The organism is Fructilactobacillus sp. Tb1 (assembly GCF_050500285.1).
Lineage (GTDB): Bacteria > Bacillota > Bacilli > Lactobacillales > Lactobacillaceae > Fructilactobacillus.
In genome coordinates, this window is sequence record NZ_CP191377.1 from 337319 (window position 1) to 363836 (window position 26518).

The following is a 26518-nucleotide window of genomic DNA, read 5'->3' on the forward strand; positions in this document are numbered from 1 at the left end:
AGCGGAAGACGGGATTCGAACCCGCGACCTCCAGCATGGCAAGCTGGCGTTCTACCACTGAACTACTTCCGCAAAAGTGCCGACTAGAGGACTCGAACCTCCGACCTCATCATTACTAGTGACGCGCTCTAGCCAACTGAGCTAAGTCGGCAAAAATAATATGCGGGCAAAGGGATTCGAACCCCCACATCACGAAGATACTAGAACCTAAATCTAGCGCGTCTGCCAATTCCGCCATGCCCGCATGGTATTATTTTTACAATGTTGCAAATGAGCCGTGGCAGGTTCGAACTGCCGACCCTCTGATTAAAAGTCAGATGCTCTACCGGCTGAGCTAACGGCTCAAAATGGAAGATACAGGGATCGAACCTGTGACCCCCTGCTTGTAAGGCAGGTGCTCTCCCAGCTGAGCTAATCTTCCATGTTGAGGATTGTTGTACTTCCGGGAAACGGTAACACCGTTTTGACAACTTCTATATATTATCATCCATACAATAAGTCGTCAACCTTTTTTGCAAACTTTTTTTATTTATTTTATATAAGCCTATAAACCCCCTCTTATTCCTGTGATTTCGCTTTCAAATAATGGTACAATACGAATGAAACATAATTAAATACATGATTCTGAAAGGAAGATTATTATGGCTGAAAAACACCAAAAAGTTGTTTTAGTAGGTGATGGTGCTGTTGGTTCATCATACGCATTTGCTATGGTTCAACAAGGACTTGCAGAAGAATTCGTTATCATCGATATTGATAAAAACAGAACTACTGGGGATGCTCTTGATCTTGAAGATGCTACTCCATTTACTTCACCAAAGAACATTTACTCTGGTGAATACTCTGACTGTAAGGATGCCGATTTAGTAGTTATTACTGCCGGTGCCCCTCAAAAGCCAGGTGAAACTCGTTTAGACTTAGTTAACAAGAACCTTAAGATTCTTTCTACTATTGTTAAACCAGTTGTTGAATCAGGATTCAACGGTATCTTCTTAGTTGCTGCTAACCCAGTTGATATCTTAACTTATGCTACTCAAAAACTTTCAGGTTTCCCTAAAGAACGCGTTATCGGTTCAGGTACTTCACTTGATACTGGTCGTTTCCGTGTTGCTGTTGCCAAGAAATTCAATCTTGACCCAGCTAGCGTTGATGCATACATCTTAGGTGAACACGGTGATTCAGAATTTGCTGACATCGACGAAGCTACTATTGGTAATGTTCCATTACTTAAATATGCTGCTGACCACGGTGTTACTAAAGAAGACTTACTTCAACTTGAAGATGAAACTCGTAACAAAGCTTACACTATCATCAACAAGAAAGGTGCTACTTTCTACGGTGTTGGTACTGCTTTAATGAGAATTTCACGCGCTATCTTACGTAACGAAAGTGCTGTTCTTCCTGTTGGTGCTCCAATGGAAGGTCAATACGGTTTAAACGATATTTACATCGGTACTCCTGCTGTAATTAACGCAAATGGTATTGCTAGTGTAATCGAAATTCAACTTAGCGATGACGAAAAAGCTAAAATGGCTGCTTCAGCTAAGACTTTACAAGAAACTGCACACAACGGTATGAAAGCTACTGGTTTAGAATAAGCCTAACTTTTAACCATATAAAAAGAACGAATCAAATTGATTCGTTCTTTTTTTGTACTTATTTATGAGCTTCAACGTATTTTTGCAAACGTCTCAAGGCTTCTTGAATGTTATCCATACTTGTAGCATAACTCAAACGCACGTAACCTTCGCCACCATCACCAAAACTTGATCCAGGAATCATACCAACCCCGACTTGTTGAGCAACATCAATACAGAAATCATAACTGTTTTGATTTAAATTAGCAGGAATCTTAGCAAAGATGTAAAATGCCCCTTCTGGAAGTTGGTTAGCAAAACCTAATTTTTCTAATGCTGAATGTAAATAATCACGTCGTTTGATGTACTGTTCGACCATTGGTTGAGCATCATCTTGACCATTACTAAATGCTTCTTCAGCAGCTACTTGTGAGGCAGTCATAACTGAAGTAGTTACCAACTCATGGACTTTAGCAATTTGTTCGACTAAGTTAGCAGGTCCCGCAAAAATCCCAATTCTCCAACCTGTCATTGCATGTGACTTTGATAAACCATTAAATAAGATGGTTTGGTCTGGAATAAATCTAGCAATTGAAGTATGTTTTTGTCCGTAAGTTAACTCTGAATAAATTTCATCACTTACGACCACCATATCAGTCTTAGCCAAAACATCCGCAATCTTTTCCATTTGATCTGCTGAATAAGTTCGTCCAGTTGGATTAGATGGAAAGTTTAAAATAATCATCTTGGCATTTGGATGAGCATCAATGGCAGCTTGTAATCGTGCTGGTGTCATCAAGAAACCATCCGGCTGGGTGTTAATTTGAACTAATTTACCACCAAAAATATCAACTAATGAGTAATAAACTGGAAAAGCCGGAGTTGGGATTAACACTTCGTCACCATCATCAATGAAAGTAGCAATTGTATCGTACATTGCTTCAGTAACTCCATTAGTAATTACCAATTCAGTAGCGGGATCATATTCTACGTCATACTTATTTTTTAAGAAGTCAGCAGCGGCTTTTCGGGTCTCCATTCGACCACGGGTAGTTGTGTAATGGCTTTCGTCATCATTAATCGCTTCAATTGCAGCTTCTTTTACGTGCTTAGGTGTAGCAAAATCAGGTTCACCTAGTGTAAGCTTAACTAAATCAGGAATTACACTAATTTTTTCACTAAAAGCGTAAATATTTGAAAGCTTAGTTTCAATAACATCTTTTTTAATTTTATTTTCTAAGTTTTTAGTCATTATTTTCTCCATTCGAAAAATAGTATAGTTTAATTCTACACCACTTAATAAACAAGTGTATAAAAAAATACGACAATTTTTAATATATTTAGGAGGTTTTTATGAAAATTAATCAATTTGCGCAATTACATCCGCAACTACATACGATGCAGGAAGAACTTCAACGAGTTGGGTTTAAACTTACCGAAACTAATCCGAAACAATTATTCCATGCATTTTTACGCCAAACGCAAATTTTGCCAGTTAGTGATGCTAATCTACACTCCAAATTAAACCAATATTTAGCCACTAGTGATGAACGGCTCGGTGACTTTTTCAATTCCAAGACGCCGCTTTCAGCTGATGTCTTTTATTTGGTTGCCTTACAACTCTTAGGGTTTCAAGAAATCGTTGATTATGACATTAACAAGCCACTGCAATCAGTAAAAAAACTCAATTTTTACCATCATGAACGAATCGCTAATACTAATGAGTTAATCACTGCTTGGTATGACCTGCTTAACACTCACGGTAAAAATGATTTAACTTTCATCGATAGTCTAGCTGCTGAAGGTTACTATACCAAACCAGAGTTTGAACCTAATCAACAAATCCTATTCAACGGAAAATCACAGGCTACTTTTCTAACGGCTGACTTTCAATATGAAACCGTCTACGTCCAAACTGACTTTGATTCTGACTACGATGGTAAAAATGATCTACTCAAAGTGGAAATCACGCGTCCAAAAGCCAATCAACCAGTTCCAGTTGCTTATACTGCATCACCTTATGATCAGGGTGTTAACGACCATTTAGGTGAACATTTAACTCATAACGTTGAACAGAATCTTACTGAAAAGGTCGCGGGAAAATTAGAGTTTACTGTCCCTGCTCCATTAGTATCAGGTAATAATCAAACTACTAATGGTGAAACGACTGAAACAACGGAAACTCATCAACCTAAACCTGGTTATACCTTAAATGACTATCTGTTAGTCCGTGGTTTTGCCAGTGTTTACGCTGCTGGAATTGGAACTATTGATTCCGACGGGCTTCAAACCTGTGGTGATCCCCAACAAACCGCTAGTACCATTGCTGTAATTGAATGGTTACACGGTGACCGCACTGCCTTTACTAATCGGACTGATGGCATCGAAATCAAAGCCAATTGGTGTAACGGTAACGTCGGAATGACTGGACGTTCATATTTAGGTACTTTAGCAATTGCTGCAGCTACTACTGGAGTTGCGGGATTAAAAACCATCATTGCTGAAGCAGCAATTTCTTCTTGGTATGACTACTATCGGGAAAATGGTTTAGTCGTTGCCCCTGGTGGCTTTCAGGGTGAAGATGCAGATGTTTTAGCTGGGGAAACCTTTTCACGCAGTTTACGGGCTGGGGATAATTTTGGCATTCGGAAAACATTTGATAAATATCTCAAACAAATGGAAGTTGACCAAGATCGTTTAACCGGAAGCTACAATCAATTCTGGAATGATCGTAACTATCGTAATAACATGCAAAACATTCAAGCTGATGTTCTGTTAGTTCATGGTTTAAACGATTGGAACGTTAAGCTTCGTAATCCGTATGAACTTTGGCAAGGAATTCAAGCGTTACCAATTAATAAAAAACTGATCCTTCACCAAGGTCAACATGTTTATATTAACGCCTTCCCGTCCTTTGATTTTTCCGACATCGTTAATCTCTGGTTAACTCATGAACTATATGACATTGATAATCATGCTGACACTTTGTTACCTGGGATGATTGTTTAAGATAACGTTAAACCTGATACTTGGAATACTGCTAAAAATTGGCCCGTTAAGGCAGGAAGTTCTCAATCAGTTAAGTTTGATAAAACCATCTTCAAAAATGACGTACCAGAAACAGAATTCAAACAATACTGTCAAAATGCCCATCAATGGCGCACTCACTTATTTAATTTAGCTGATCCAACCCTACAAGATAATCGTGTGGTTGCTACTACTAGTTTTGATACGGATATAACTATTAATGGTGAAATATCACTTCAACTTCAAGTAGCCAGTGATACTAACCTTGGAATGTTAAGCGCCGTCTTATTAGATTATGGTGATGCAAAACGTTTGAACGAAAACCCAACCATTTTAGCTCGACATGGCGTTCCTTTAGGTTATCGTTGGTATACAGATGATCTACGTGAACTTACCCTAAATAAGAAAACTACCCCCTCAAAAGTGATTTCTGAGGTCCACATGAATTTACAAAATCGGACTAGCCCTGCTATCAACGAAACCATTGAGCCTAATCACTTTTATGATGTCGAATTAAAGTTCCAACCAACTTTCTATCACCTACCAAAGGGACGAAAATTGGCGGTTGTCTTGTATTCAACTGATTACGAAATGACGAATCGAAGTAATCAACAAATTGCTTACGGAATTACATCAGATGCTACTTTATCAATTCCATTTAACTAGACAAACTAAAAAAGAACCTGCCATTTGGCAAGTTCTTTTTTGATATCTACTATATTAATTTACGACGTAAGTATGTTGAGAAAGCATCAATTGCTAAAACCATTACCACAATTCCTAATAAGATAATACCAGTTTTTGACCAATCACGAGTTTGCAAAGCAAACATCATGGGAGTACCAATACCACCGGCACCAACTAAACCAAGAATTGATGCAGAACGGACTGAGATTTCAAAACGGTATAACGTATAAGACATTAGTTCTGGCAAGATTTGGGGTAATGTAGCAATTCTAAAGATTTGCCATTTACTACCACCAGCGGCTGCAATTGCAACTTCAGCACTACGATCCATTTCTTCAATTGCTTCAGAGAACAATTTACCCAACATTCCAACAGAATGAAGCCCAATTGCTAAGACCCCAGCAAATGAACCAGGTCCAACGGCTTTGATAAACATAATTGCTAACACAACTTCGGGGAAAGCCCGAATGGCTGTTAGTAAAAACTTACCAATTGTTGAACGAGGATGGAACATCGTGTTCTTAGTTTGCGCTGCAAAGAACGCAAATGGAACAGAGATAACGGCTGAGATAATCGTACCCAAGAAAGCAATCGCTAAGGTGATTACTAATTGAGATACCATATCTTCACCACTACCGTTGTAAACATATGACCAGTCAGGATGCATAATTCCTTTTAAAATTGAAACACTAACTTGACCGGCTGATTGTTGAATTCCAGTAAATGGAATTCCAGCAAATGACCAAGCATAGATAGCAATAATCACTACTGCGGCAATAAGCCATTTACTACGTTCAAATTTAGATTTTTTTAAGTTCATTATTGTAGTCGCTTCCTTAGTAAATTACTGATTGTGTCAATTACAAGTACTACCACGAAGATTGAAATGATGATTACCGCAGTTCTTGGGTAATCAAATTGATCCAAGGTTTGTGATAAGTAAAGTCCGATACCACCGGCACCTAAGTAACCAAGAACGGTTGATGAACGAACGTTAATTTCAAGTGTATATAAGAAATCACTCATAAATTGACCGGCAACTTGTGGCATAACGGCAATTCGTACAGTCTGAGCCATAGTAGCCCCAGTAGCACGAATAGCGCGAACAGGTCCCATGTCGATAGTTTCAATTACTTCATAGAATAATTTTGAAACCATCCCGAATGAGAAAAGTGCCAAAGTAATTACCCCAGTCATTGGTCCGATACCAAACACAGCAACGAATAAAGCTGCTAGTAAAAGGTTTGGTAAAGTTCTAACTAATGAAAGGATAATCCGAATAATTCCACGACCAATTTTGTTTTTAACAATGTTACGTGCTGCAACAACAGAGAATGGAATAGCTAAGATAGTACCAAATGTAGTACCTAAGATGGCCATTTGTACAGTTTGCAACAACGGATCTTTCATTTGAGCTAGGTATGACCAATCAGGATCTTGCATTTGACCCAAGATTACCCCGAATTGATCAATGTTAGTCATGAAAGTATTGAAATCTACTCCAGTAAGGACTGAAGAGTAGTAAATCAAGACCAACATGATAACCGTAATCGCAATTCCAATGATATGGAAACGATGTACGAAATCTTGTTTAGGGGCTTGCATTATTGTTCCACCCCGTTTTCATAAATTTGTTTCAAGTCAGCTTCATTAACTTCAGCAATTGGCTTGTTATAAACTAATTTACCATCACGTAAACCAATAATTCGATCAGCATACTTCATTGCTAATTCAATTGAATGAATGTTAACCAAAACAGTAATGTTTTCAAATTTCTTCAAGTGGTAAAGGTCATCCATCACACCTTTACTAGTCTTAGGATCAAGTGAAGCAACTGGTTCATCAGCCAATACCAAAGTTGGATCTTGCATCAAGGTTCTTGCAATTGCAACCCGTTGTTTTTGTCCCCCTGATAATTCATCGGCACGACGGTATAACTTTTTCACCATGTTAACTTTATCAAGTTCAGCAACCGCTTTTTGTTTGTCAGCTTTGCTGTATAAACCAAGCATAGTTTTCCAAGTTGGGTAATATCCTGAACGACCAGCCAAAACATTCTTTTGGACAGTGGTTCTTTCAACTAGGTTAAAGTTTTGGAAAATCATTCCAATCTTACGACGTAATTGACGAAGTTCTTTACCCTTTAATTTGGTAACATCCACACCATCAACTAAAACTTCACCATCAGTAACATCAATCATTTTGTTGATTGAGTTAAGCATGGTACTTTTACCAGCACCTGATAAACCAACTACGGCAACAAATTCACCACGGTCAATTTTAAAGTTAATGTTGTCTAGTCCTTTAACTCCACTTTTATAAACTTTGTTAACATTTTTAAATTCTAATACTGTTTGGTTTTCCAACGATGTATCCCCTAACTATTGACTATTTATCGAGTTTTTTAACTTCTTCAAGATGTTTTCTAACACCATCAAAGCTCTTATCGTTTACTTTAGTAAATCCTTCGTAACCGTAAAGTTTGAACATGATTTCGTGACCTTCTTTTTCTTTTGAGATTGAAAGAAGCGCATCAGTAATCTTCTTGTCCCACTTGCTTGACATGTCTTTACGAACTACAACTGCATCATTTGGAATGGCTTTAGTCTTGTAGATAACTTTAGTGTCTTCCATGATTTTAGGATCATCTTTGGCAGCAATTTTACGTGCACCTTCGAAACAGAAAGCAGCATCGGCGTTACCATTTTGAACAGCCATTACAGCTTGGTCGTGACCTTTAACAGTGAAAGTCTTGATACCATCTTTATGAATGTTGATACCTTGTTCGTTAAGTTCTACAGCTGGGTAAATGTATCCGGCAGTTGAAGTTGCATCTTGAGTAGCAATCTTCTTACCCTTTAAGTCTTTGATACTGTTGATACCACTATCTTTTTTCACAACAATTTCACTAATAAAGTCATCACGTTTTGTTGATGTAAGGTTTTCGTTTGCATCATATTTGTAACGTTCACCTTGAAGTAATGGTTTAACACCATAATTTTTGTGAGCTAAAGCGTAATCAGCTGGTGAAAGGAAAGCAACGTCAGCTGTTTTTGAACCAAGTGCTTCAACCATTGAGCTACCACTAGTGTTAACTACTACTTTAACGGGAATGCCAAGCTTTTTAGAAAGCATTCCTTCTAATGGTTTAACTTGTGAAGACATTGAACCAGCATTTGATGATGGTTTAAATTCCACAACTAATTTCTTAGGTTCGTAGCTACCAGTATCGGCACTCTTTTTACCACAAGCAGTTAATCCAACCGCCATCACAAGCATTGCTGAGGCAACAGCAAGTGTTTTTACAACTTTTCCAAACTTCATATCCATTCTCCTTTGGGTACTTCTTTAAGTTTTTGTTATTACCTTTAGTTATATTTAAGATTTTACAGTCAAAAGTGAACATTTTCAAGAGAAAAAGATAAATATTTTGTAAATATTGCGTAAATTAGTTGTTTTTTCTGATAAAAAGTAACTAAATCAACTTTATTGCAGTAAACACGAACATTAAAATACGAACGTTCGCAAAATAAAAGAGCTATCTCAAATTAAGATAGCTCTTTTTAATTATTAAAATAAGTCTTGTTTAGTAATTTTAGTCTTACCGTGCATGTATGGTTGTAATACTTCAGGAATATTAACAGTTCCATCTTCGTTTTGGAAGTTTTCCAAAATAGCAGCAACAGTTCTACCAACAGCAAGTCCTGAACCATTCAAAGTATGAACGTATTGTAACTTACCTTCGTCGTCACGGTATTGAATGTGAGCACGGCGAGCTTGGAAATCAGTTGTGTTTGAACAACTTGAAATTTCACGGTAACAATTTTGTGATGGCATCCAAACTTCGATATCGTGAGTCATAGCAGCAGTAAAACTCATGTCACTACTAGTCAAAGTGATAACGTGGTAAGGAATTCCAAGTTTCTTCAATGATGATTCAGCTTGAGCAGTAATGTTTTCTAAAGCGTCCCATGATTGGTCTGGTTTAGTGAATTGCACCATTTCAACCTTGTTGAATTGGTGAAGACGGATTAAACCTTTAGTATCACGACCGGCACTACCAGCTTCTGAACGGAAAGCTGGTGAAAGTGCAGTAAATTTCACTGGAAGTTTTTCAGCAGGAATAACTTCATCACGATAGAAGTTAACCAATGGAACTTCAGCAGTAGGAATCATAGTTAAATCACTATCAGCGATTTCGAAACCAGCTTTAGTTTCAAGGAACTTAGGAAATTGACCTGTACCAAACATTGATGCTGAATTAACCATGTATGGTGGCAAAATTTCAGTGTATCCAGCTTTATCGTTTTCATCTAAGTAGAAGTTATAAACGGCACGTTCAAGCATTGAACCAGCACCCATGTAGTAAACAAAACGACTACCAGCAACTTTAGCACTCCGTTTGAAATCTAAGATATCAAGGTCTTCACCGATTTGCCAATGTGGTTTGGGTTCAAAGTCAAATTTACGAGGAGTTCCAACTTTACGTAATTCAACTGAACCTTCTTCAGTTAAACTAACAGGAACTTTATCATTAGGAATGTTAGGAAGGTGAGCTTCAAGATCATCTTGTTCAGTCTTAGTAGCTTCTAAATCTACATCAAGTTGTTTGATTTCAGCACCAACTTCACGCATCCGCTTAATTGGTTCATCCGCATTTTCTTTGTTACGTTTAAGTTGAGAAATTTGTTCTGAAACTTCATTTCTTTCAGCTTTAAGAGCTTCACTCTTCACGATTAAATCACGACGTTTTTGATCTAATTCCATAAGGTGATCAATTTTAGCACCATCAACACCACGATCAGCCATTTTTTGTTTGAACCAATCCGCATTTTGGCGAATCATTTTCATATCTAACATAATTATTCCCTCCAAAAGTATACAAAAAGACCCTCGTCAATTGGGACGAAGGTCTTTTTTCGCGGTACCACCCAAGTTCCTATAGCTAGTATAGGCCCTTAATTAATTTGATTAATAACGGGATCACCGTGCAGGATTAACTGCCCTTTTAGCATACTGGAAACTTCGACGATAATTCTCAGCACCATTATCTCTCTGTAAGTCTACTTATGGGTATGCATTCGTTTAATTTTCTTCATTATACAATATAAATTTAATTTAACCTAATACTTCTTTTAATTTATGATCAACTTGCGCTAAGACTGCTGCTCGAGCATCATCATCAGCTATAAAATCATACTTATCACCATCAATCATCATTTTTGGTGATAGATCATAGTTATCATACCAAGTTGTATACCGACTATTTAATTCTTTGTAGTAATTGTATAGACTTTCGTCGTTTTCAATTTGTTCAAACGAACGTCCACGTTTTTTGATTCGTTTAAGCATCGTATCAAACGAAACGTTAATATAGATTAGCAAATCCGGATTCTTTTGAAAATCACTACCAGGAATTGGTTCCAGCATATTCTTTAATAAAGAATCATAAATTTCAACTTCAGTATCAGTTGAGCGACCTAAATCAGCATTCAAATGAAAGAGAAGTGAATCCTCAAAAATAGAACGATCCATTACACTATATTTATCCGCATTGGCCTCTTTGATACTGTCTAACCGTTTGTTTAAAAAATAGATTTGAAGTAAGAAGGCATATTTCTTAGGATCTTTGTAGAATAATGGCAAAATTTTATTATCATCCACTGATTCATAAAAAGCAGGCGCATTTAAATGCTCTGCCAACAAAGTCGTCAAAGAAGTTTTTCCGGCTCCAATAGTTCCTGATAAAACAATCATCTGAATCTCTCCCCTAATAAAAAATGATACAACTAGCAAAACTAATTGTATCATTTTTATGCATATTTTAATTCTCAAAGATTATTTTTCTTCTGAGTTATTTTCAATTTTAGCTGGAGTTACATCAACTTCATCAAGAGGAATAATGTGCGTCTTCTTGATAATCTTGTAACCAAAGTAAAGAATAACTACTAATGGAACACTAATGTAAGTAATTCCAATTTGTAACCAGTTTCCGTCCGCAAAGGCCCCAATATCTTGGCCACAGATAACGATGATACAAAGAAGTAAACAAAGAATTGGTCCAAGTGGGAACCAGGTTGCATGATACTTTAATTCGCTAATCTTGTGACCTTGCTTAACGAAGGCCTTCCGGAACCGATAATGAGATAAGGCAATCCCAAACCAAGCAATAAATCCAGTTAAACCAGAAGCAGCAACTAACCATAAGTAGATTTGTGGTCCGATAAAACTAGTTAAGAATGTTAATAAAGCAATGACAGTGGTAGCAAGTAAAGCTAAGATTGGAATACCACTCTTACTTAACTTACCAAAAGCTTTTGGTGCATAACCTTCATCTGCCATGGCGTATAGCATTCTAGTTGAAGCATACATACCAGAGTTAGCTGATGAAATAACTGAGGTTAAGATAACCGCATTCATGACACTAGCAGCAGCAGCTAAACCAGCCCGCTTGAAGACAATGGTAAATGGACTAATAGCAACATCAGTAGCTGATGAACCTAATAAATCAGGACTAGTATAAGGAATAATAGCAGCAATTACGAAGATTGCAAGAATGTAGAATAGGATAATTCTCCAGAATACTTCGTGAATGGCCTTTGGTACACTCTTATGCGGATCATCTGCTTCACCAGCAGTGATACCAACTAATTCAGTACCTTGAAATGAGAAACCAGCAACCACGAAGACACTTAAGATTCCGGGAATTCCGTTTACAAATGGTGCGTCCTTATAAGTAAAGTTACTTAAACCAGTAGCATGACCACCCATAATTCCAAAAATAGTTAAAACCCCTACACCTAAGAAAATGAAGATGGTAATAACTTTGATAAGTGACATCCAGAATTCAGTTTCCCCGAAAGCTGAAACAGCTAAAGCGTTAATCGTAAAGATAATTACTAAAGCAATCGCACTCCAAATCCAAGACTTAACATCTGGGAACCAGAACTTCATTACTAATGAAACGGTTGAGATATCAACGGCAACAGTGATAGCCCAGTTAAACCAGTAGTTCCAACCCATCGCAAACCCCATGGCCGGATCAACGTACTTAGCTGAGTATGTTGAAAATGAACCAGAAACTGGTAAGTTAGTAGCCATTTCTCCCAAACTGGTCATCAAGAAGTAAACCATGATTCCCATCAATGCATAAGCTACTAGTGCTCCACCTGGTCCTGCATTATGAATTGCTGCCCCACTGGCAACAAATAATCCAGTTCCAATACAACCACCAAGGGCAATCATTGAAACATGACGTGGCTTCAAGCCACGCTTAACTTGCTTTTGTTCTTCAGCCATAACTGAATTCCTCCTATAGAATAAGAAAGGCAATCAAACTAATAAAAAAGACTCTTCGGAAATTAATCCAGAAGAGTCTAATTAAACATTCGTTCATTAGTCTGCAAAGCGCTCCGCATTTCTCAATGCGACAGTTCTTGATCTGTTAAATCAAGACCCAACCAAATGTGTACCAGACATTTAATTTCGGCGGCTGTCCCTTTCGTCCCACTTCATCGACATGGTTTGTCTCCAAAGGACTACTAATAAAAGTCGCTCCTCTTCTTAGATGATTTATTTGTATGACAACAGTATAAAATTTTATTAAAGTAAATGCAACCTTTTTTAAAATAAGGTATTATCAAACTAACCAAATTATTAATAAAAGAAATTAATTATGCCTAATAAAGAAGCACTTTTAATCATTGACTATACTAACGATTTTGTCGCAGATAACGGTTCACTAACCCTTGGAAAACCAGCTCAAGCTTGTGAAGCAGAAATTATTGAATTAGCGGATGCCTTTTTCGCTGCAGACAAGTTCGTAATCTTGCCCACGGATGTTCATCGTAAAGGCGATCCCTACCATCCTGAAACAAAAATGTATCCGCCCCATAATCAACGTAACACCTGGGGACGAGAACTTTTTGGCAACTTAAAAAACTGGTACGAAGCCCATAAAGAAAACGATAATGTCTGGATGATGGACAAAACTCGTTATAGTTCATTCGTTGGCACTGATTTAGATCTACGGTTACGTGAACGCAATGTTAAAACATTACATTTAGTTGGGGTTTCAACTGATATTTGTGTTTTACACACTGCAATTAGCGCCTATAACTTAGGTTACAACGTTATGGTTCACCAAAAAGCCGTTGCTAGTTTTGCGGAAGCTAGCCAGGAATTTGCTTTAAACCATATTAAATTTGCCCTTGGTGGTCGAATTATTGAATAAATAAAAAATGCTAGCCAACCGGCTAGCATTTTTTATTTATTTCGTTGTTGTAATTTAGAATGTTTTATTCCATAAACAAAATAAGTTACTAATCCAATTACCAACCAGATTCCCACTGAAATCTTAGTCATATCAGGCAACATGACGATAAAGTAAATACTCATTAATGCTGCAATGACAGGCAAATATGGATAAAGTGGCATTTTAAAGCCATTGTTTTTAATATCTTTCCGACGGCGAAGTGGAATTACTCCAAATGAGATACAAGCAAAGGCTAACAAAGTTCCCGCGTTAATCAAAGAAGCGAGTTGTTCCAATGGTACAAGTCCGGCAAAAATAGCCTGAACTACGGTTGCAACGATCACAGCATTACGAGGAACTTTGTATTTGTCATCAATCTTACCCATCTTTTCAGAAAGCAAGCCATCACGACCTAAAGCATATACCAAACGTGATCCCCCAAAAAACATTGTTACCATAGCAGTAAAGATTCCAAATAAGGCTCCGATGGTAATCAACTTGTTCCATGAATCTAAACCAACGACATGTAAGGCGTAAGCAGCTGGATCATCAACATTCAAGTCAGTATAGTGAACCATTCCCACCAATACTAATGAGAAAGCTACGTAAAGCACTACGGCAATAATTACCGTTCCTAAAATTCCACGAACGACGTTTTTCTTAGGATCAATAGTTTCTGCAGAATTAGCAGCTAAAGCATCGAAACCAATAAAGGCAAAGAAAACTGTAGCAGCTGCTGTTGAAATTCCACCTAATCCAAATGGACTACCATGGAATTGTTTCGGATAAAATGGTACATAATTACTTGTCTTAATGTAGAACGCTCCTAAGATAACGAATACGATGATAATCGCTAATTTAACGATCACAGCAACATTTTCGACTTTCTTAGAAAGATCAGCCCCTTTGGCAATGATGAAAGCAATTATCAAAATGATAATTACGGCAGTGATGTTAATTACTCCACCTTCCATCGGACCATTTTGTAAGGCCTTGGGAAGATTAATTCCCATCGCTGCCAAAATGTTGTTATTAAAGTATGCCGCAAATCCGGTTGCTTCGGCAGAAACTGCTAAGAAGTATTCCAAGATTAATGACCATCCAATCATCCATCCCACAATTTCACCATAGACAACAGAACCAAATGAATAAGCTGATCCGGCAATTGGCATAGCTGATGAAAATTCAGCATAAGCCATCCCTACTACACCTGAAAGCAAAGCTGCTAATAAGAATGCTACTGCCACAGCTGGTCCAGCATGTTGAGCAGCTTCATGTCCTGGCAAAATAAAAATTCCAGTTCCAATTACCGCACCAATTCCTAAGGCAACCAAGTCCCAGGCATTCAAAGTTCGTTTTAATTTTGAATCAGCTTGAAGATAATGTCCGACTGATTCTTTTCTAAAGATTCGTTTTCCAATTCCCACGATATTTCTCCAATTTAATTTGAGTTATTCCCGAGAAAAGTTGCGCAACTAATCTGATAGCTTTAATATTACAATCAGAACATTAATAAGTAAAATTAATCTTTTTAATCTACGCATTAGGAGAAACGATTTAACATGAATCGATTATTAGCATTACAAAAAATCATTGAAACTGGAAGTTTTACTAAAGCAGCTAAAGCTCTGGGATATACTCAATCTTCCATCAGTCAATCCATCACTAGTTTAGAAAATGAATTCAACGTTAAAATCTTAAAACGTTCGCGAAGTGGTATTTCCTTAACTCCCGCTGGCGAAAAACTTTATCCCCATTTTCAAGCTATGCTTCGCCAATATGACGATACTAAGGTTATCGCAGATCAAATCAATGGCCTAGAAACGGGCGTAGTCAAGATTGGTGCAATTAATAGTTTATCGCGATATTGGTTACCCAGTTTAATTCGAGGATTTGAAAAACTACATCCTAATATTCATTTCACTCTTTACCAAGGTGATTATAGTGAAATTAGAGAAGATCTGCTATCTGGAAAGATTGATTTAGGCTTTCTAAAGCCACCCTATACTACGGGACTAAAAGTTAGCCCGTTAAAAAATGAACGTTTACTTGCCATTATCCCGACTGATCATCCGCTAGCTTCTCAATCAAAAGCCACTTTAACTCAATTATATGAAACGTCCCAAAATATCATCTTAATTCCTGAAGGTTCTCATAGTAGCGTCATGGCTGCCTTTGAAAAGCTTAATATTTATCCAACTATTAAAGATAAAATTCAAGATGACTATACGGTGATGGCCATGGTCGAGGCTGGCTTAGGGATTAGTTTTGTTTCTGAGCTAATGCTAAAAAATTGTCCTTTTAAAATTAAGGGTTTAGAAACTGCCCCTAAACTAAACCATCAGATTAGTTTAGCCTATCAGGATTCTTCTACCCTTTCGATTGCCAGTAAACGATTTCTTGAGTACGTTGAATCACAAAAAAATAATTTAATCTAACTAAAAAGGTTGAAGTCAATTAGGCTTCAACCTTTTATTATTAATCCAAACTATGATGGAAAATTTTTATATTTTTAAGTTGTGGTGCAATCCAAAGATAGAGATATTCCGCAATTTGTAACCATGCATATGCAAAGAAGGCGGCACCAATTACATCTGAAGGATAATGGGCATTTAAATAAACTCGAGAAATCATAACTAAGAATAGCCATAATCCAAGTAAAGTCTTAATCATCCATGCATTAGTGTTGTTTTTAACCACTGGTACTAAGACAATCCAGATGACACTTACAACTAGGAAAGTTCCTAGAACGTGTCCACTTGGAAAACTGTAACCATCATCTGCGGCTAAATGTAAACTAGGACGAGGACGAGCAACAATGTCTTTCAAAATGGTTCCTAAGACGTCTCCACCTAGAATTAAACAAAGCGCCCAAAATGCTGGAATCTTATAACGACATCCCCATAAGAAGAATGCTAATAAAATCATCCAAATAATATCCATTTTAGGACTTGCTAGAAAACTAATTGCCGTAAATAATTTATCTTCAAAACCAGATTGACCGTGTTGAACTCCACCAATCATAACCGTGTCCAAGAAATCGATAAAACCAAATTTCATTTTAACGGCAATTGCCAAAACAATTGTAATTAACATTGAAATGATTAGTTTATAAGGACGACTGGGATCTTTTTTTATAATCATATTTTTGCCTCCAATATTATATTGTCAGTATAACATAATGAATTTAAAATATAGTTATTCTCAATCATCATTTAAAAAAATTAATAATTAGCGTAAAATTAATTAAAAATACGAATAAAGGAGTCAGCTCTATGCTTGATAGTATTAGTGTGATGTTACTCGTTGGGGTGACGGTTGGTGTTTTAGGATCAATTTTAGGAATTGGTGGTGGAATGATTATTACCCCTGTCCTGACTTTGGGCTTTGGGCTTGATATCAAATATGCAATTGGGGCTAGTATCATTGCTGTGATTGCAACTAGTTCTGGGGCCACGATTGCCTATCTAAAGGATAATGTGTTGAACCTGCGAGTAGCAATGTTTCTCGAAATTGCTACTTCAATAGGAGCCATTTCAGGGGCTTTATTAACTGGAATTGTGCATCCGATGTTTCTTTATATTTTGTTTGGATTATTACTATTTTTCTCTGGAGCTAATATGGTACGGAAACTCTGGGGTAAACAAGTTGAAACTAATTCAGATACGGATGACAAAATTGCCGAAAAATTAAAACTAAATGGTTCTTACTATGATAAAAACTTGCAAAAACAAGTTAATTACAAGGTTACCAATGTTCCTTCTGGAATTGCCGTAATGTTTGGGGCCGGAATTGCCAGTGGTTTATTAGGCATTGGTTCAGGAGCTTTTAAAGTGATTGCCATGGATACTTTTATGAAGATGCCACTTAAACCATCTAGTTCAACTAGTAATTTAATGATGGGAGTTACCGCGGCTGCAAGTGCAACGATTTACTTCTTTAACGGTTCTATTCTTCCCCAAATTGCGGTCCCAATGGCATTAGGAATTATCGTGGGAGCTGCAATTGGTTCTCGGGTTATGCAAATCATGCCAGCTCGGATGATGCGAATTATTTTCATCCCAATCCTCCTTTATCTTGGTCTACAAATGATTATGAAAGGCTTTGGGGTGACAATCTAATGGCTACTAAATCAACTAAAAGTGAAATCAAACGTGTCGAACAAACTATCGGTGAAATTCTTCGTTGGGGAGTTATCATTTCTGCTGTGATTATGATTGCTGGTTTAATCTTATTTATCGTCAAAGATGGACTAGGTTACCCGAATGGCTATTACGCTAAATCATTTCACGAGCTTTGGACTGGAATCGTTGAACTAAAGCCTTACTCAATTATGATGTTAGGAATTTTTGCTTTAATTCTAACCCCCGTTTTACGGGTAGTGGTTTCCATTTACTCATTTTATAAAGAAAAAGACATGATTTACGTGTATATCACAACTTTTGTATTATGTATTCTAATTTTCAGTTTTATTTTAGGGTTAGTTTTTCACCTTTAAACAGCAAAGAAGCAGAGCTCTTAAACAGCTCTGCTTCTTTTTTTGATCATTTTTAAAATATAAAAGTATAATTGAATAACTAACTCAGCAATTAAAAATCCCATGGCAAGTGATCCCGCAATCATCAAAACTTGCATCAAAAAGCCAAACGCAACGCGCGGTTTATTCAACGCAATGTTTTTCATGACCTGATACGCTTGTCCCCCGGGAACCAGTGGAACTAAAGCTGGAATGTTAAAAATAATTACCGGAGCTTTTTTACAGCGAGCCGCTATCATTCCTAAAATTCCAATGGTGAAGGCTCCAAAGACATTCCCACCAACGTAACCACCAATATAAGTATAGTAAGCAAGGTAAACTAGATATCCAGCTACTCCAACTAAGCCACCAATATTAAGATATTTCGGTGAAACATTGATTAAGATGGCAAATCCTAAGGTCGCCACGTAAACTCCAATAATAATGATTAATAAATGCATTTCATTCACCTACCCTAACCAAATTAATGACAACGCCACACCAAATCCCAAAGCACAGGCACAAATCAAAGCTTCAATTCCCCGTGCTGGTCCACTAATTAGATTCCCAGAAATCAAATCACGAAAGGCATTGGTAATTTGAACTCCCGGAACTAACGGCATAACTGATCCAATAATAATATTATCAACACTGTGGCCCAAACCGATGCGAACAGCGAAAATCGCCATTGCTCCAATTGAAGCAGCTGCCATAAATTCACTTACAAAACTAGCATTTACTCGTTTAGCAATTAGATTAAAAATCATCCAACCTAATCCCCCAACGATACAGGTAATCCAGAAATCTCGTAAATCATTATTGAAAACCACTGAAATACAGCCGGACATAATCCCAGCTGATAGAAGCATTAACCAATATGGATAATATAAACCAAACCGATTAATTTTCTTCAAAAGTTGGTAAAAACGTCCAATTGTAATTTTATGCGCTGCGTAATCCCGTGACAAACGGTTTACAGCTGCAATTTTTCTCAAATTAAAATTACGATTTTCAATTTCTTTAATTTGTGCCCCTGCTTCATCGTTAGCTGAAATCATAATTCCAGTAATCGTGACATAAGCATTTAAATCATCCAAACCAGCATTTTTCGCAATTCTTTTGATCGTATCTGATACTCGGTTCAATTCTGAACCATTTTCAATCAAAATTGTTCCGGCCAATAAACAAGTTTGAACCACTTTATTTTTATATTCTTTTGATTTTTTCGCAAGAACTTCCTCTACCATTTCGCCACCAACTTTCTCTCTATCCTACTAGGATACCAAAAAAATGGGCGTTTTGTTAATTAATTCCAGTTTGTTGAAGAAAAATCATTTTACGTAAGTGCCAGTTACCGCTATAATTAGAAGTATAGGATTACGGTTTCATACACAGGAGGAATTAGCATGAGCGACAATTTATCATTCAACGATTTAAACGAACAAGCACAAACTAAAGCAATCAATGGTTTCATGCCATTTTACGGCAAATTACTTAGTGAAAACGCCTTAGACGTTATGACTACTTTTGATTTTGACCACGTAATGGCTGATATCAACAGAAGTCTTAAGGATGTTAGCAACAAAACTACTGATGAAATGTACGCATTTGTTATCAAATTTCATGCTGATGCAATCAAAGACTTGGTAAACGAATTACCACAAACTTACTTCGACAATGGTAACCCAATGACTGACTGGTCACAATGGTATGTTGAAGAAACTAACAAGCTTGACCCAGATGCAACTCTTTAATCATTAAATCCAAAAAGCCCGCCACTTCATTGAAGTGACGGGCTTTTAATTTGCTTAAATATCTTTATCTTTATCATAGAAGAAATCTTCAGTTTCACCACGGACAGTTTCTGGCTGAATCGTGACATGATCAATTCCATATTTGGTTTTTAAAACGTGATTAATTTTATCATAGATTACTTGGACATCGCTTAACCGTAAATCTTCCATGTTAACGTGGGCAGAGAAAACAATACTGTTTTCATCAACCATCAAGGCGTGGACATGATGAACGCATTTTACTCCATCAATTGCCAATAAATCTTGATGAATTGAATCATAGTCAAGATTAGGGGCACATTCCATTAAGATACCGACTGATTTACGAATAACAGGCCAGCTTTCCCACATAATGTAAATGGCCACTACAATGGTAATAATTGGATCAATAATCGTCCAGCCAAAGAAAGTAATTAAAATAGCTCCAACGATAATTCCCATCGATGATAAAGCATCACTCAATAAATGTAGATAAGTGGCTTTCATATTTAAATTATTTTTGGCACCTTTACTAAGTAACATCGTTGATAGAACATTAGCTAATGTTCCAACCACCGCCACAATTAGCATAATTACCCCATCAACTTTTTCTGGATGTTGAATCCGATCAATTGCTTCGACAATCAAAAAGATTGAAATAATCACTAAGAAAATGGAGTTAAATAAGGCAGATATAATTTGAGCTCGCTTAAAACCATAGGTATTCGTCTTTGTTTGTTTTCGTTGACTAATCACATGCGCTCCATAACTAAAGACGATTGATAATGAATCACCTAAATTATGAATTGCATCAGATAGTAAAGATAAACTACCAGAAAAGATTCCCCCGAGAAATTCAACGATGGTAATCACAGCATTTAAAACTGTCACTTCAAAGAAACGTTTCCCCGATAATTCATTGTTATGTTCATGTTCGTGCATAGAAAGTCTCCTTCATCATTCGACTTCTCTGGTGCTTAAATAAAGTCACCAGTGTATTCGTTACTTGGCATCTTATTAAAATCATAGTTTTCTACTTGTTCACCAGTTTTAAGGTAAGCATGCAGACTTTCTGAAATCATTAAGTTCACAGTGTTGTCTTTTTGTTGGAAAACTACTACTGGTTTACCCATGGCAACTGCGGCACCAATTTCGTAGGCAGTTCCACTATCAACGTTTGGACCATCAAAATCGATAACTGCTAAAACGGCTTCTGCTGCTTCAATGTTTTCAATATCACGTTGATAAATTTCTTTAGCCCAAGGCTTAGTAAATTCTTTATTTTCAGCTTCTTGGTGTTTCCGTGGTGAGTAAAAATCAGCAACCGTTTTGTTATTAGTTAACGCTTTTTCGACCATTTCAATTCTAGTAATTTGTTCTTCACTAAAGAAGGGACTTGCTAAATAGATTTGAGCCATGTTAATTCTCCTTATTATCTGCTACGATGCGCCAGGCACCTTTGTCATCTTTTTCGAGTTGATCTAAGTAGTTTAAAACTGCCTTAGCTCGTTGATTATCGTGTTTATCTAAGAGGTTTAATCCAGCTCCAGTATTCATTGGTTGGCTAAGATTAAAATCGCCATCAAGTTCTGATACTCCTTGAGAAAATGCCATCACAGTTTCCCCTGTATCAATTTTGGTAATGATAAAGAACAATGTAAAATCATCGTCTTCAGTCATATATACTGGCATTGCCCAAATTTTGGGAGCAATTTCCATCATTTCATAATCTTCAAAATGAAATTTATCATGATTGGCTTCCGTAACTGGTTCTGCCAAGGTAAACATCATTTTGTCGAACGCTTTTGAGCCTAACTTAATGTTTTCTTCCACTGAGTTTCCTCCTAAATAGTTATTAAGGTTATTTTAGCATATTAATGCGATTGATTTTCTTTTAATTCGCTAATATCTTTACGAAGTCCGTTCACTTCACGTTGCAATTCACCAATCATTCGTAATTGAATACGAGCAATGTCCATATCATGAGGAACTTGTTCACGAGACAGTAAATCAAGCTTAGCATGTAAAATCCGTAATTCTTGCTCTGATTTCAAGTTAACGTGATAATCATTTTCAGCGTTCATGCGATCTAAATCAGCTGAACGGTTTTGACTCATCATGATGATTGGGGCTTGAATAGCGGCCACACAACTAAGAAATAAATTCAAAAGAATGAATGGGTATTTATCAAAGTGAATGCCAAATAATTCGAGACTATTTAGTAACATCCAAAGAACTAAAATTCCCACAAAGATAAAAATAAATGTCCAACTACCACCAAAACGTGCTACTCCATCAGAAACTCGTTGACCAAACGTCAAACTGTGTTTCATGACATCATTCACATCAGTGATTTCAAATTCATTATTATCCATGGTCTTGGTCAACTTACGATCAAGCTTGTTGATTTTCTTATCATCATTTTGAATTAAATTATCAACGTGTCGTAATTCATAGTACAAAATGTCACGATTACAAACGAAATCCGTATTTTGGATTTTCGGATACTTTATGCGAATCATTTTACGAATTGGTGACGCAATGTTTTTAAATAATTTTCCTTCATTCATTGGAAATTCTTTATGATCAATATAACAAGTCTTCTTATAATTAATTGCCATTAAGCTTCTCCTTCCTCAATTACCGTTTGCATGTCAGTTGGAATTGGCGCTACAAAATTTAATTTTTGATTTTGAAATGGATCAGTAAAACTTAAACGATAGGCATGCAATGCTTGTCGTTGAATACCGAGTTGCATTGGCCCATGATAAAGTTCATCGCCTAATAGTGGATGACCACTGTGAGTCAGATGCACGCGAATTTGGTGAGTTCGTCCAGTATGTAATTTCACTTCAATCACCGTCGCATGTGTCAACCGTTCTTTAACCCAATATTCAGTTTGTGAAGCCTTACCACTCTCGGTTACTTCCCGATATAAATGGTCATCAACTCGTCCAATGGGTAAATCAATCATGACATGATCATTTGGTAGCTGACCATCAACAATTGCCAAGTAACGTTTATCAATCGTTTTATCAGCTAAGGCTTGATTAGCATAACTATTAGCGAGTCGATTTTTGGCCACTAAGACTACTCCACTTGTAAACCGATCCAAACGCGTAATAATATGCGGACGCAAATCAATCGCTTGTTCATCAATTAAATGTCCTTTAATGCGATTAACTAAGGTATCCGTCGAATTAGCGGGCCCTGGCACAGACGTTAATCCAGCTGGTTTATTAACCACTAGCCAATTATCGTCTTCATACAAAATATCAAGTGGCTCATGACTAACCGCTACTGCTGGATCTTCTGCTTCAGGGGGAAAATTCACGGTCACGGTTTCATTAGCTTCAATCTCACGACTTGGTTCAATCGTTTTTCCATTAACCATGAAACTATTCGGAGTTTCTTTTAAGGTACTGTACATCCGATGACTAACTCCATGATTAGTCACTAATTTCTTTAATGACAAAGGTTTTTGATCGTCGTTTTTCCATTCAACTCGCATTGTTTCCTCCATCGTTTATGTATTTTTGTTACCTCAATCTTATCAAACTGCAGGGGTCCTCACAACAGAACCAATTTATGGCAATAAAAAAATACCTATCTTTATGATAGGTATTTTATTTATTCATTTTCTAATTTTTTATATTTATTTACTAGCCAAATTTCCAAAAACAAATTACTAAATAATGCTAAATTAGTTAGTATAATTACAATTATAGATTCAACATGGCTAAAATATAAACTAATTTCAATTGCTAAAAACAATATATCCGTAATCGTAGTCCAGTTAATTAATTTCTTTGTTTCCTTTAATTCAGCACTCTTTCGCATATCTTCACTCAACCTTGTATCCTCGCTCAACAAATAATCTAATGATATATTCAAAATCTTAGAAAGTTGAATTAAATTATCTAAATCCGGTAGTGTTTTTCCATTTTCCCAATTTGAAATAGTTTTACTAGAAATCATCATTTTATCAGCTAATTGTTGTTGAGTTAATTTTTGATCGGTTCGTTTAGTTTTTAAAACATCCGTAAAATTCATAACATCTCTCTTTCTCATTTACTTTATTCTCATAGATTATGTGGATTTAGATAAATAAGCAATAGAAAGATGTTTCCAACGTTGATATATCAACGTTATTTACCAATAAAAAAACTCCCCAACATCCGTTGGAGAGTTAATTCAAACTAATTAAGCTTGGTCATTAATTAAACCAGAAGTAATTAAGTAGTTGTAAGCATCGTCTGCTTTTTTGTATTCGTGTTCTTTAGTATCGTTCCAGTCTTTTGAAATTACCATTCCAGTATCTGAAAGGTAGTTAGTAAAAGCACGGACAGCTACCGCATCATCACCTTGAGCAACAACTTTAGCACATTGTTGTAAGCTACCAGCATCATCGATGGTACCCATTACATCAGCGTCATTACTGCCTTTTTTAACTTCAAGTCCAGCATTTTCAGCTAATTTCAATGTTTCTTCGTATACTTTGTTTGTCATAATCATTCACCTATCGTTTTAAATTATTGTTATAACTCAATTTTAACCATTATTTACGCATATGCAATGTTAAAGCATTAATTGCCACAATAATTGTTGAAAGTGACATGATAATCGCACCAACGGCTGGTGATAAAACGATTCCTACGGGAGCTAAAATTCCAGCAGCTAATGGCATCGCAATAATATTATATCCAGCACCCCACCAAAGGTTTTGGACCATCTTACGGTTCGTAGCTTTGGCAAGTTCGATGAAATCAACAATATCTTCTGGATCGCTCTTAACTAGCACAACATCTGCAGAGTCAATTGCTACGTCAGTCCCAGCACCAATCGCAACCCCAATATTAGCTCGTGAAAGACTAGGAGCGTCATTTACTCCATCTCCAACCATCATAACTACGTCGCCCTTTGCTTGGTATTCCTTGATAATTTCTTCTTTTTGACCAGGTAAAAGTTGAGCTTGATATTGAATGTCGCCTAATTCATGTGCTACTCGTTTAGCAGCTAAATCATTATCACCAGTTAGCATGACTGGTTCAATATGCATTGCCCGAAGATGTTTAATTAAATTAAATGATTCTGGACGAATGACATCCCCTTGAGCAACTAAACCTAGCACTTGGTTATCACTAATCAAGTAACTAATTGAATTTCCTTGGCTAGCGAGTTGATCAAATTGAGATTGGTCATAATTTAAATTGTGAGATTTAAGGTAACTAGCAGTTACAATTTCATAATCTTTGCCGTTTACAGTTCCTTTTAACCCAACTCCTTGAATAATTTGTACATTTTCAGCAGCCATCGGAGTTAAATTAGCTTTTTTAGCAGCGTGCAAAATTCCAACTGCTAAAGGATGACTAGAATTCAATTCCAAGTCAGCCAAAATTTGTAAAATTTGATTCTTATCTAAATCAGAGGTTGTTTCCAAAGCATTAACGTTGAAAACTCCTTCGGTTAAAGTACCAGTCTTATCCATAAAGACATAAGAAAGTTTCTTAACGCTTTCAATTGCTTGACGATTCCGAATTAACAATCCGTTTTGCGCAGCAAGTGAGGTACTCCGAGCAATTACCAACGGAATAGCTAATCCTAAAGCATGAGGACAGGCGATAACTAAAACTGTTACCATGCGTTCAAGTCCATAACTCAAGCCACTGACAATTGTCCAAACAATCAATGCAATAATCCCAATGGTTAAGGCACTATAGAATAACCAACGTGACACTTTATCAGCTAAAGTTTCGGCTTTAGATTTTTCTTTTTGCGCATCAGATACTAGCTTAATTACTTGAGCTAAGTACCCATCTTTTCCAGTAGCAGTAACTTTAACGGTTAAAGCACCATCACCGTTGACTGATCCACCAATCACTTTACTGTTAACGGTCTTAGTGACCGCTTTTGATTCACCAGTTACTAAGGCTTCATTGACGGCACTTGTACCCTTGACAACCACTCCATCAGTGGGGATTTTTTCACCTGCTTGAACTAGTACTTCTTCTCCAGTCTTTAAATCACTTAAAGGTACATTTTTGGTTGATCCATCGCTTTGAATTAAATGGGCAGTATTAGGTAACAAAGCTGCCATTTTCTTAACGGCATTTCCAGCACTCATCACCGCATTCATTTCAATCCAATGACCGAGCAACATAATGACAATCAAACTAGCTAATTCCCAGAAGAAGTTCATTACCATGCCATGTTTATTAACAAACGTATTCATAATAAATGAATAAACACTGTAGACATATGCCACACTAATCCCCATGGTAATCAAAGTCATCATAGCGGGTGCCTTAGCTTTGAGTTCCATTTTAGCTCCACTAAAGAACGGTTCCCCACCATAGAAGAATAAAATGGTTGCCAGAATCAAAACTACCCATTGTGAACCGGGAAAACTAATTTGGAATGGTAAGACAATTCCCATAAATGGTGAAAGTAAGAGAATTGGTAAAGCTAAAATTAAAGAAATCCAAAAGCGGCGTTTGAAATTACCCATATGCATCATGTGGCCGCCACCCATATCCATCATTTGCCCATCATTCATTTTCATTCCGTGATCCATCTTCATGTGCATATCGTGATTCATGTTTCCATGATCCATTTGCATATGGTCATGCTTGCTCATATCCATATGATCCATGTTCATATTTTTATCATTCATATCCATTTTCAT

27 protein-coding genes, 5 tRNA genes, 1 pseudogene and 1 riboswitch are annotated in these 26518 nt (G+C 36.7%); of the genes and pseudogenes, 8 read left to right on the top strand and 25 right to left on the bottom strand.

Annotation, left to right across the window (positions count from 1 at the left end):
* The 5 genes from ACQW5G_RS02055 to ACQW5G_RS02075 form a co-directional block, all read right to left on the bottom strand.
* A tRNA-Gly gene (locus tag ACQW5G_RS02055) sits at nt 1–72 on the bottom strand.
* Nucleotides 73–77: 5 nt separating this feature from the next.
* Nucleotides 78–151: transfer RNA gene (locus tag ACQW5G_RS02060), tRNA-Thr, on the bottom strand.
* Nucleotides 152–161: 10 nt separating this feature from the next.
* A tRNA-Leu gene (locus ACQW5G_RS02065) sits at nt 162–244 on the bottom strand.
* A gap of 27 nt (nt 245–271) precedes the next feature.
* Nucleotides 272–344 (bottom strand) — tRNA-Lys (locus ACQW5G_RS02070).
* A gap of 4 nt (nt 345–348) precedes the next feature.
* Nucleotides 349–421: transfer RNA gene (locus tag ACQW5G_RS02075), tRNA-Val, on the bottom strand.
* A gap of 214 nt (nt 422–635) precedes the next feature.
* Here ACQW5G_RS02075 and ACQW5G_RS02080 point away from each other — a divergent pair.
* A complete protein-coding gene (locus ACQW5G_RS02080) occupies nt 636–1598 on the top strand; it encodes an L-lactate dehydrogenase (RefSeq protein ID WP_429971868.1) in 963 nt (320 codons plus the stop codon).
* A 58-nt stretch (nt 1599–1656) separates the two neighbouring features.
* On the opposite strand, the gene ACQW5G_RS02085 is transcribed toward ACQW5G_RS02080, so the two are convergent.
* Nucleotides 1657–2829, bottom strand: a complete 1173-nt coding sequence (locus ACQW5G_RS02085; protein WP_429971421.1) for an aminotransferase class I/II-fold pyridoxal phosphate-dependent enzyme — start codon at nt 2827–2829, stop codon at nt 1657–1659.
* Nucleotides 2830–2930: 101 nt separating this feature from the next.
* On the opposite strand from ACQW5G_RS02085, the gene ACQW5G_RS02090 reads away from it, so the two are divergent.
* Both ACQW5G_RS02090 and ACQW5G_RS02095 read left to right on the top strand, forming a co-directional pair.
* Nucleotides 2931–4586 (top strand): Xaa-Pro dipeptidyl-peptidase, encoded by a 1656-nt coding sequence (locus ACQW5G_RS02090; protein WP_429971422.1) that lies wholly within the window; start codon nt 2931–2933, stop codon nt 4584–4586.
* Nucleotides 4587–4613: 27 nt separating this feature from the next.
* Nucleotides 4614–5270, top strand: a pseudogene (locus ACQW5G_RS02095) (CocE/NonD family hydrolase C-terminal non-catalytic domain-containing protein); the annotation flags it as partial.
* A 49-nt stretch (nt 5271–5319) separates the two neighbouring features.
* On the opposite strand, the gene phnE (ACQW5G_RS02100) reads toward ACQW5G_RS02095, so the two are convergent.
* The 7 genes from phnE (ACQW5G_RS02100) to ACQW5G_RS02130 form a co-directional block, all read right to left on the bottom strand.
* Complete coding sequence (gene phnE / locus ACQW5G_RS02100; RefSeq protein ID WP_429971423.1) at nt 5320–6111, bottom strand: phosphonate ABC transporter, permease protein PhnE; 792 nt, start codon at nt 6109–6111, stop codon at nt 5320–5322.
* Entirely contained in the window at nt 6111–6896 is a 786-nt protein-coding gene (gene phnE / locus ACQW5G_RS02105; protein ID WP_429971425.1) for a phosphonate ABC transporter, permease protein PhnE, read from the bottom strand. The genes phnE (ACQW5G_RS02100) and phnE (ACQW5G_RS02105) overlap by 1 nt, the downstream gene beginning before the upstream one ends.
* Nucleotides 6896–7657 (bottom strand): phosphonate ABC transporter ATP-binding protein, encoded by a 762-nt coding sequence (gene phnC / locus ACQW5G_RS02110; protein WP_429971426.1) that lies wholly within the window; start codon nt 7655–7657, stop codon nt 6896–6898. The genes phnE (ACQW5G_RS02105) and phnC overlap by 1 nt, the downstream gene beginning before the upstream one ends.
* A 22-nt stretch (nt 7658–7679) precedes the next feature.
* Entirely contained in the window at nt 7680–8615 is a 936-nt protein-coding gene (locus tag ACQW5G_RS02115; RefSeq protein ID WP_429971427.1) for a phosphate/phosphite/phosphonate ABC transporter substrate-binding protein, read from the bottom strand.
* Between the two features lie 246 nt (nt 8616–8861).
* Nucleotides 8862–10151 carry a serine--tRNA ligase gene (serS, locus tag ACQW5G_RS02120; RefSeq protein ID WP_429971428.1) on the bottom strand — a complete coding sequence of 430 codons (1290 nt, stop codon included), beginning with the start codon at nt 10149–10151 and terminating at the stop codon, nt 8862–8864.
* A 258-nt stretch (nt 10152–10409) separates the two neighbouring features.
* Entirely contained in the window at nt 10410–11048 is a 639-nt protein-coding gene (locus ACQW5G_RS02125) for a deoxynucleoside kinase (protein WP_429971429.1), read from the bottom strand.
* Between the two features lie 81 nt (nt 11049–11129).
* Nucleotides 11130–12590 (bottom strand): amino acid permease, encoded by a 1461-nt coding sequence (locus ACQW5G_RS02130; RefSeq protein WP_429971430.1) that lies wholly within the window; start codon nt 12588–12590, stop codon nt 11130–11132.
* Between the two features lie 98 nt (nt 12591–12688).
* Nucleotides 12689–12861: riboswitch (Lysine riboswitch) on the bottom strand.
* 105 nt (nt 12862–12966) lie between these two features.
* On the opposite strand from ACQW5G_RS02130, the gene ACQW5G_RS02135 reads away from it, so the two are divergent.
* Nucleotides 12967–13524, top strand: coding sequence for a cysteine hydrolase family protein (locus ACQW5G_RS02135; protein ID WP_429971431.1), 558 nt, complete (start codon nt 12967–12969; stop codon nt 13522–13524).
* 32 nt (nt 13525–13556) lie between these two features.
* On the opposite strand, the gene ACQW5G_RS02140 is transcribed toward ACQW5G_RS02135, so the two are convergent.
* A complete protein-coding gene (locus ACQW5G_RS02140) occupies nt 13557–14972 on the bottom strand; it encodes an amino acid permease (RefSeq protein WP_429971432.1) in 1416 nt (471 codons plus the stop codon).
* A gap of 135 nt (nt 14973–15107) precedes the next feature.
* Here ACQW5G_RS02140 and ACQW5G_RS02145 point away from each other — a divergent pair, with 135 nt between their 5' ends.
* Entirely contained in the window at nt 15108–15983 is an 876-nt protein-coding gene (locus ACQW5G_RS02145) for a LysR family transcriptional regulator (protein WP_429971433.1), read from the top strand.
* A gap of 40 nt (nt 15984–16023) precedes the next feature.
* Here ACQW5G_RS02145 and ACQW5G_RS02150 read toward each other — a convergent pair whose 3' ends face one another.
* Nucleotides 16024–16689: a phosphatase PAP2 family protein gene (locus ACQW5G_RS02150; RefSeq protein WP_429971434.1), complete on the bottom strand. Its 666-nt coding sequence runs from the start codon at nt 16687–16689 to the stop codon at nt 16024–16026.
* 131 nt (nt 16690–16820) lie between these two features.
* On the opposite strand from ACQW5G_RS02150, the gene ACQW5G_RS02155 reads away from it, so the two are divergent.
* Nucleotides 16821–17666, top strand: coding sequence for a sulfite exporter TauE/SafE family protein (locus ACQW5G_RS02155; RefSeq protein ID WP_429971435.1), 846 nt, complete (start codon nt 16821–16823; stop codon nt 17664–17666).
* Nucleotides 17666–18043, top strand: coding sequence for a DUF1634 domain-containing protein (locus ACQW5G_RS02160; protein WP_429971436.1), 378 nt, complete (start codon nt 17666–17668; stop codon nt 18041–18043). The genes ACQW5G_RS02155 and ACQW5G_RS02160 overlap by 1 nt, the downstream gene beginning before the upstream one ends.
* 20 nt (nt 18044–18063) lie before the next feature.
* Here the strand turns inward: ACQW5G_RS02160 and ACQW5G_RS02165 are convergent, their stop codons facing one another.
* Nucleotides 18064–18522, bottom strand: a complete 459-nt coding sequence (locus ACQW5G_RS02165; RefSeq protein ID WP_429971437.1) for a threonine/serine exporter family protein — start codon at nt 18520–18522, stop codon at nt 18064–18066.
* Nucleotides 18523–18531: 9 nt separating this feature from the next.
* Entirely contained in the window at nt 18532–19308 is a 777-nt protein-coding gene (locus tag ACQW5G_RS02170) for a threonine/serine exporter family protein (protein ID WP_429971438.1), read from the bottom strand.
* 159 nt (nt 19309–19467) lie between these two features.
* Between ACQW5G_RS02170 and ACQW5G_RS02175 the strand changes: the two genes are divergently transcribed.
* Nucleotides 19468–19815 carry a hypothetical protein gene (locus ACQW5G_RS02175; RefSeq protein WP_429971439.1) on the top strand — a complete coding sequence of 116 codons (348 nt, stop codon included), beginning with the start codon at nt 19468–19470 and terminating at the stop codon, nt 19813–19815.
* 54 nt (nt 19816–19869) lie between these two features.
* Here ACQW5G_RS02175 and ACQW5G_RS02180 read toward each other — a convergent pair whose 3' ends face one another.
* From ACQW5G_RS02180 to ACQW5G_RS02215, 8 genes are all read right to left on the bottom strand, one after another.
* Nucleotides 19870–20775, bottom strand: coding sequence for a cation diffusion facilitator family transporter (locus tag ACQW5G_RS02180; protein WP_429971440.1), 906 nt, complete (start codon nt 20773–20775; stop codon nt 19870–19872).
* A gap of 35 nt (nt 20776–20810) precedes the next feature.
* On the bottom strand, nt 20811–21251 hold the full coding sequence (locus ACQW5G_RS02185) for a nucleoside 2-deoxyribosyltransferase (RefSeq protein WP_429971441.1): 441 nt from the start codon (nt 21249–21251) through the stop codon (nt 20811–20813).
* Between the two features lies 1 nt (nt 21252).
* A complete protein-coding gene (locus ACQW5G_RS02190) occupies nt 21253–21666 on the bottom strand; it encodes a hypothetical protein (protein WP_429971442.1) in 414 nt (137 codons plus the stop codon).
* Nucleotides 21667–21707: 41 nt separating this feature from the next.
* A complete protein-coding gene (locus tag ACQW5G_RS02195; protein ID WP_429971443.1) occupies nt 21708–22454 on the bottom strand; it encodes a DUF1003 domain-containing protein in 747 nt (248 codons plus the stop codon).
* Nucleotides 22454–23344 carry an RluA family pseudouridine synthase gene (locus ACQW5G_RS02200; RefSeq protein ID WP_429971444.1) on the bottom strand — a complete coding sequence of 297 codons (891 nt, stop codon included), beginning with the start codon at nt 23342–23344 and terminating at the stop codon, nt 22454–22456. Before ACQW5G_RS02200 ends, ACQW5G_RS02195 begins: the two co-directional genes overlap by 1 nt.
* Nucleotides 23345–23463: 119 nt before the next feature.
* Entirely contained in the window at nt 23464–23904 is a 441-nt protein-coding gene (locus ACQW5G_RS02205; protein ID WP_429971445.1) for a helix-turn-helix domain-containing protein, read from the bottom strand.
* 132 nt (nt 23905–24036) lie between these two features.
* The gene (locus ACQW5G_RS02210; RefSeq protein WP_429971446.1) at nt 24037–24342 is read right to left on the bottom strand and encodes a hypothetical protein; all 306 of its coding nucleotides are present in this window, start codon (nt 24340–24342) and stop codon (nt 24037–24039) included.
* A gap of 49 nt (nt 24343–24391) precedes the next feature.
* Nucleotides 24392–26518 carry a copper-translocating P-type ATPase gene (locus tag ACQW5G_RS02215; RefSeq protein ID WP_429971447.1) on the bottom strand — a complete coding sequence of 709 codons (2127 nt, stop codon included), beginning with the start codon at nt 26516–26518 and terminating at the stop codon, nt 24392–24394.

Bases quoted from the DNA above. Each gene is read 5' to 3' on its own strand.
- ACQW5G_RS02085 (WP_429971421.1), bottom strand. From the start codon at position 2,829: ATGACTAAAAACTTAGAAAATAAAATTAAAAAAGATGTTATTGAAACT.
- ACQW5G_RS02090 (WP_429971422.1), top strand. From the start codon at position 2,931: ATGAAAATTAATCAATTTGCGCAATTACATCCGCAACTACATACGATG.
- phnE (WP_429971423.1), bottom strand. From the start codon at position 6,111: ATGAACTTAAAAAAATCTAAATTTGAACGTAGTAAATGGCTTATTGCC.
- phnE (WP_429971425.1), bottom strand. From the start codon at position 6,896: ATGCAAGCCCCTAAACAAGATTTCGTACATCGTTTCCATATCATTGGA.
- ACQW5G_RS02115 (WP_429971427.1), bottom strand. From the start codon at position 8,615: ATGAAGTTTGGAAAAGTTGTAAAAACACTTGCTGTTGCCTCAGCAATG.
- serS (WP_429971428.1), bottom strand. From the start codon at position 10,151: ATGTTAGATATGAAAATGATTCGCCAAAATGCGGATTGGTTCAAACAA.
- ACQW5G_RS02125 (WP_429971429.1), bottom strand. From the start codon at position 11,048: ATGATTGTTTTATCAGGAACTATTGGAGCCGGAAAAACTTCTTTGACG.
- ACQW5G_RS02130 (WP_429971430.1), bottom strand. From the start codon at position 12,590: ATGGCTGAAGAACAAAAGCAAGTTAAGCGTGGCTTGAAGCCACGTCAT.
- ACQW5G_RS02135 (WP_429971431.1), top strand. From the start codon at position 12,967: ATGCCTAATAAAGAAGCACTTTTAATCATTGACTATACTAACGATTTT.
- ACQW5G_RS02145 (WP_429971433.1), top strand. From the start codon at position 15,108: ATGAATCGATTATTAGCATTACAAAAAATCATTGAAACTGGAAGTTTT.
- ACQW5G_RS02150 (WP_429971434.1), bottom strand. From the start codon at position 16,689: ATGATTATAAAAAAAGATCCCAGTCGTCCTTATAAACTAATCATTTCA.
- ACQW5G_RS02155 (WP_429971435.1), top strand. From the start codon at position 16,821: ATGCTTGATAGTATTAGTGTGATGTTACTCGTTGGGGTGACGGTTGGT.
- ACQW5G_RS02160 (WP_429971436.1), top strand. From the start codon at position 17,666: ATGGCTACTAAATCAACTAAAAGTGAAATCAAACGTGTCGAACAAACT.
- ACQW5G_RS02165 (WP_429971437.1), bottom strand. From the start codon at position 18,522: ATGCATTTATTAATCATTATTATTGGAGTTTACGTGGCGACCTTAGGA.
- ACQW5G_RS02170 (WP_429971438.1), bottom strand. From the start codon at position 19,308: ATGGTAGAGGAAGTTCTTGCGAAAAAATCAAAAGAATATAAAAATAAA.
- ACQW5G_RS02175 (WP_429971439.1), top strand. From the start codon at position 19,468: ATGAGCGACAATTTATCATTCAACGATTTAAACGAACAAGCACAAACT.
- ACQW5G_RS02180 (WP_429971440.1), bottom strand. From the start codon at position 20,775: ATGCACGAACATGAACATAACAATGAATTATCGGGGAAACGTTTCTTT.
- ACQW5G_RS02185 (WP_429971441.1), bottom strand. From the start codon at position 21,251: ATGGCTCAAATCTATTTAGCAAGTCCCTTCTTTAGTGAAGAACAAATT.
- ACQW5G_RS02195 (WP_429971443.1), bottom strand. From the start codon at position 22,454: ATGGCAATTAATTATAAGAAGACTTGTTATATTGATCATAAAGAATTT.
- ACQW5G_RS02200 (WP_429971444.1), bottom strand. From the start codon at position 23,344: ATGCGAGTTGAATGGAAAAACGACGATCAAAAACCTTTGTCATTAAAG.
- ACQW5G_RS02205 (WP_429971445.1), bottom strand. From the start codon at position 23,904: ATGAGAAAGAGAGATGTTATGAATTTTACGGATGTTTTAAAAACTAAA.
- ACQW5G_RS02210 (WP_429971446.1), bottom strand. From the start codon at position 24,342: ATGACAAACAAAGTATACGAAGAAACATTGAAATTAGCTGAAAATGCT.
- ACQW5G_RS02215 (WP_429971447.1), bottom strand. From the start codon at position 26,518: ATGAAAATGGATATGAATGATAAAAATATGAACATGGATCATATGGAT.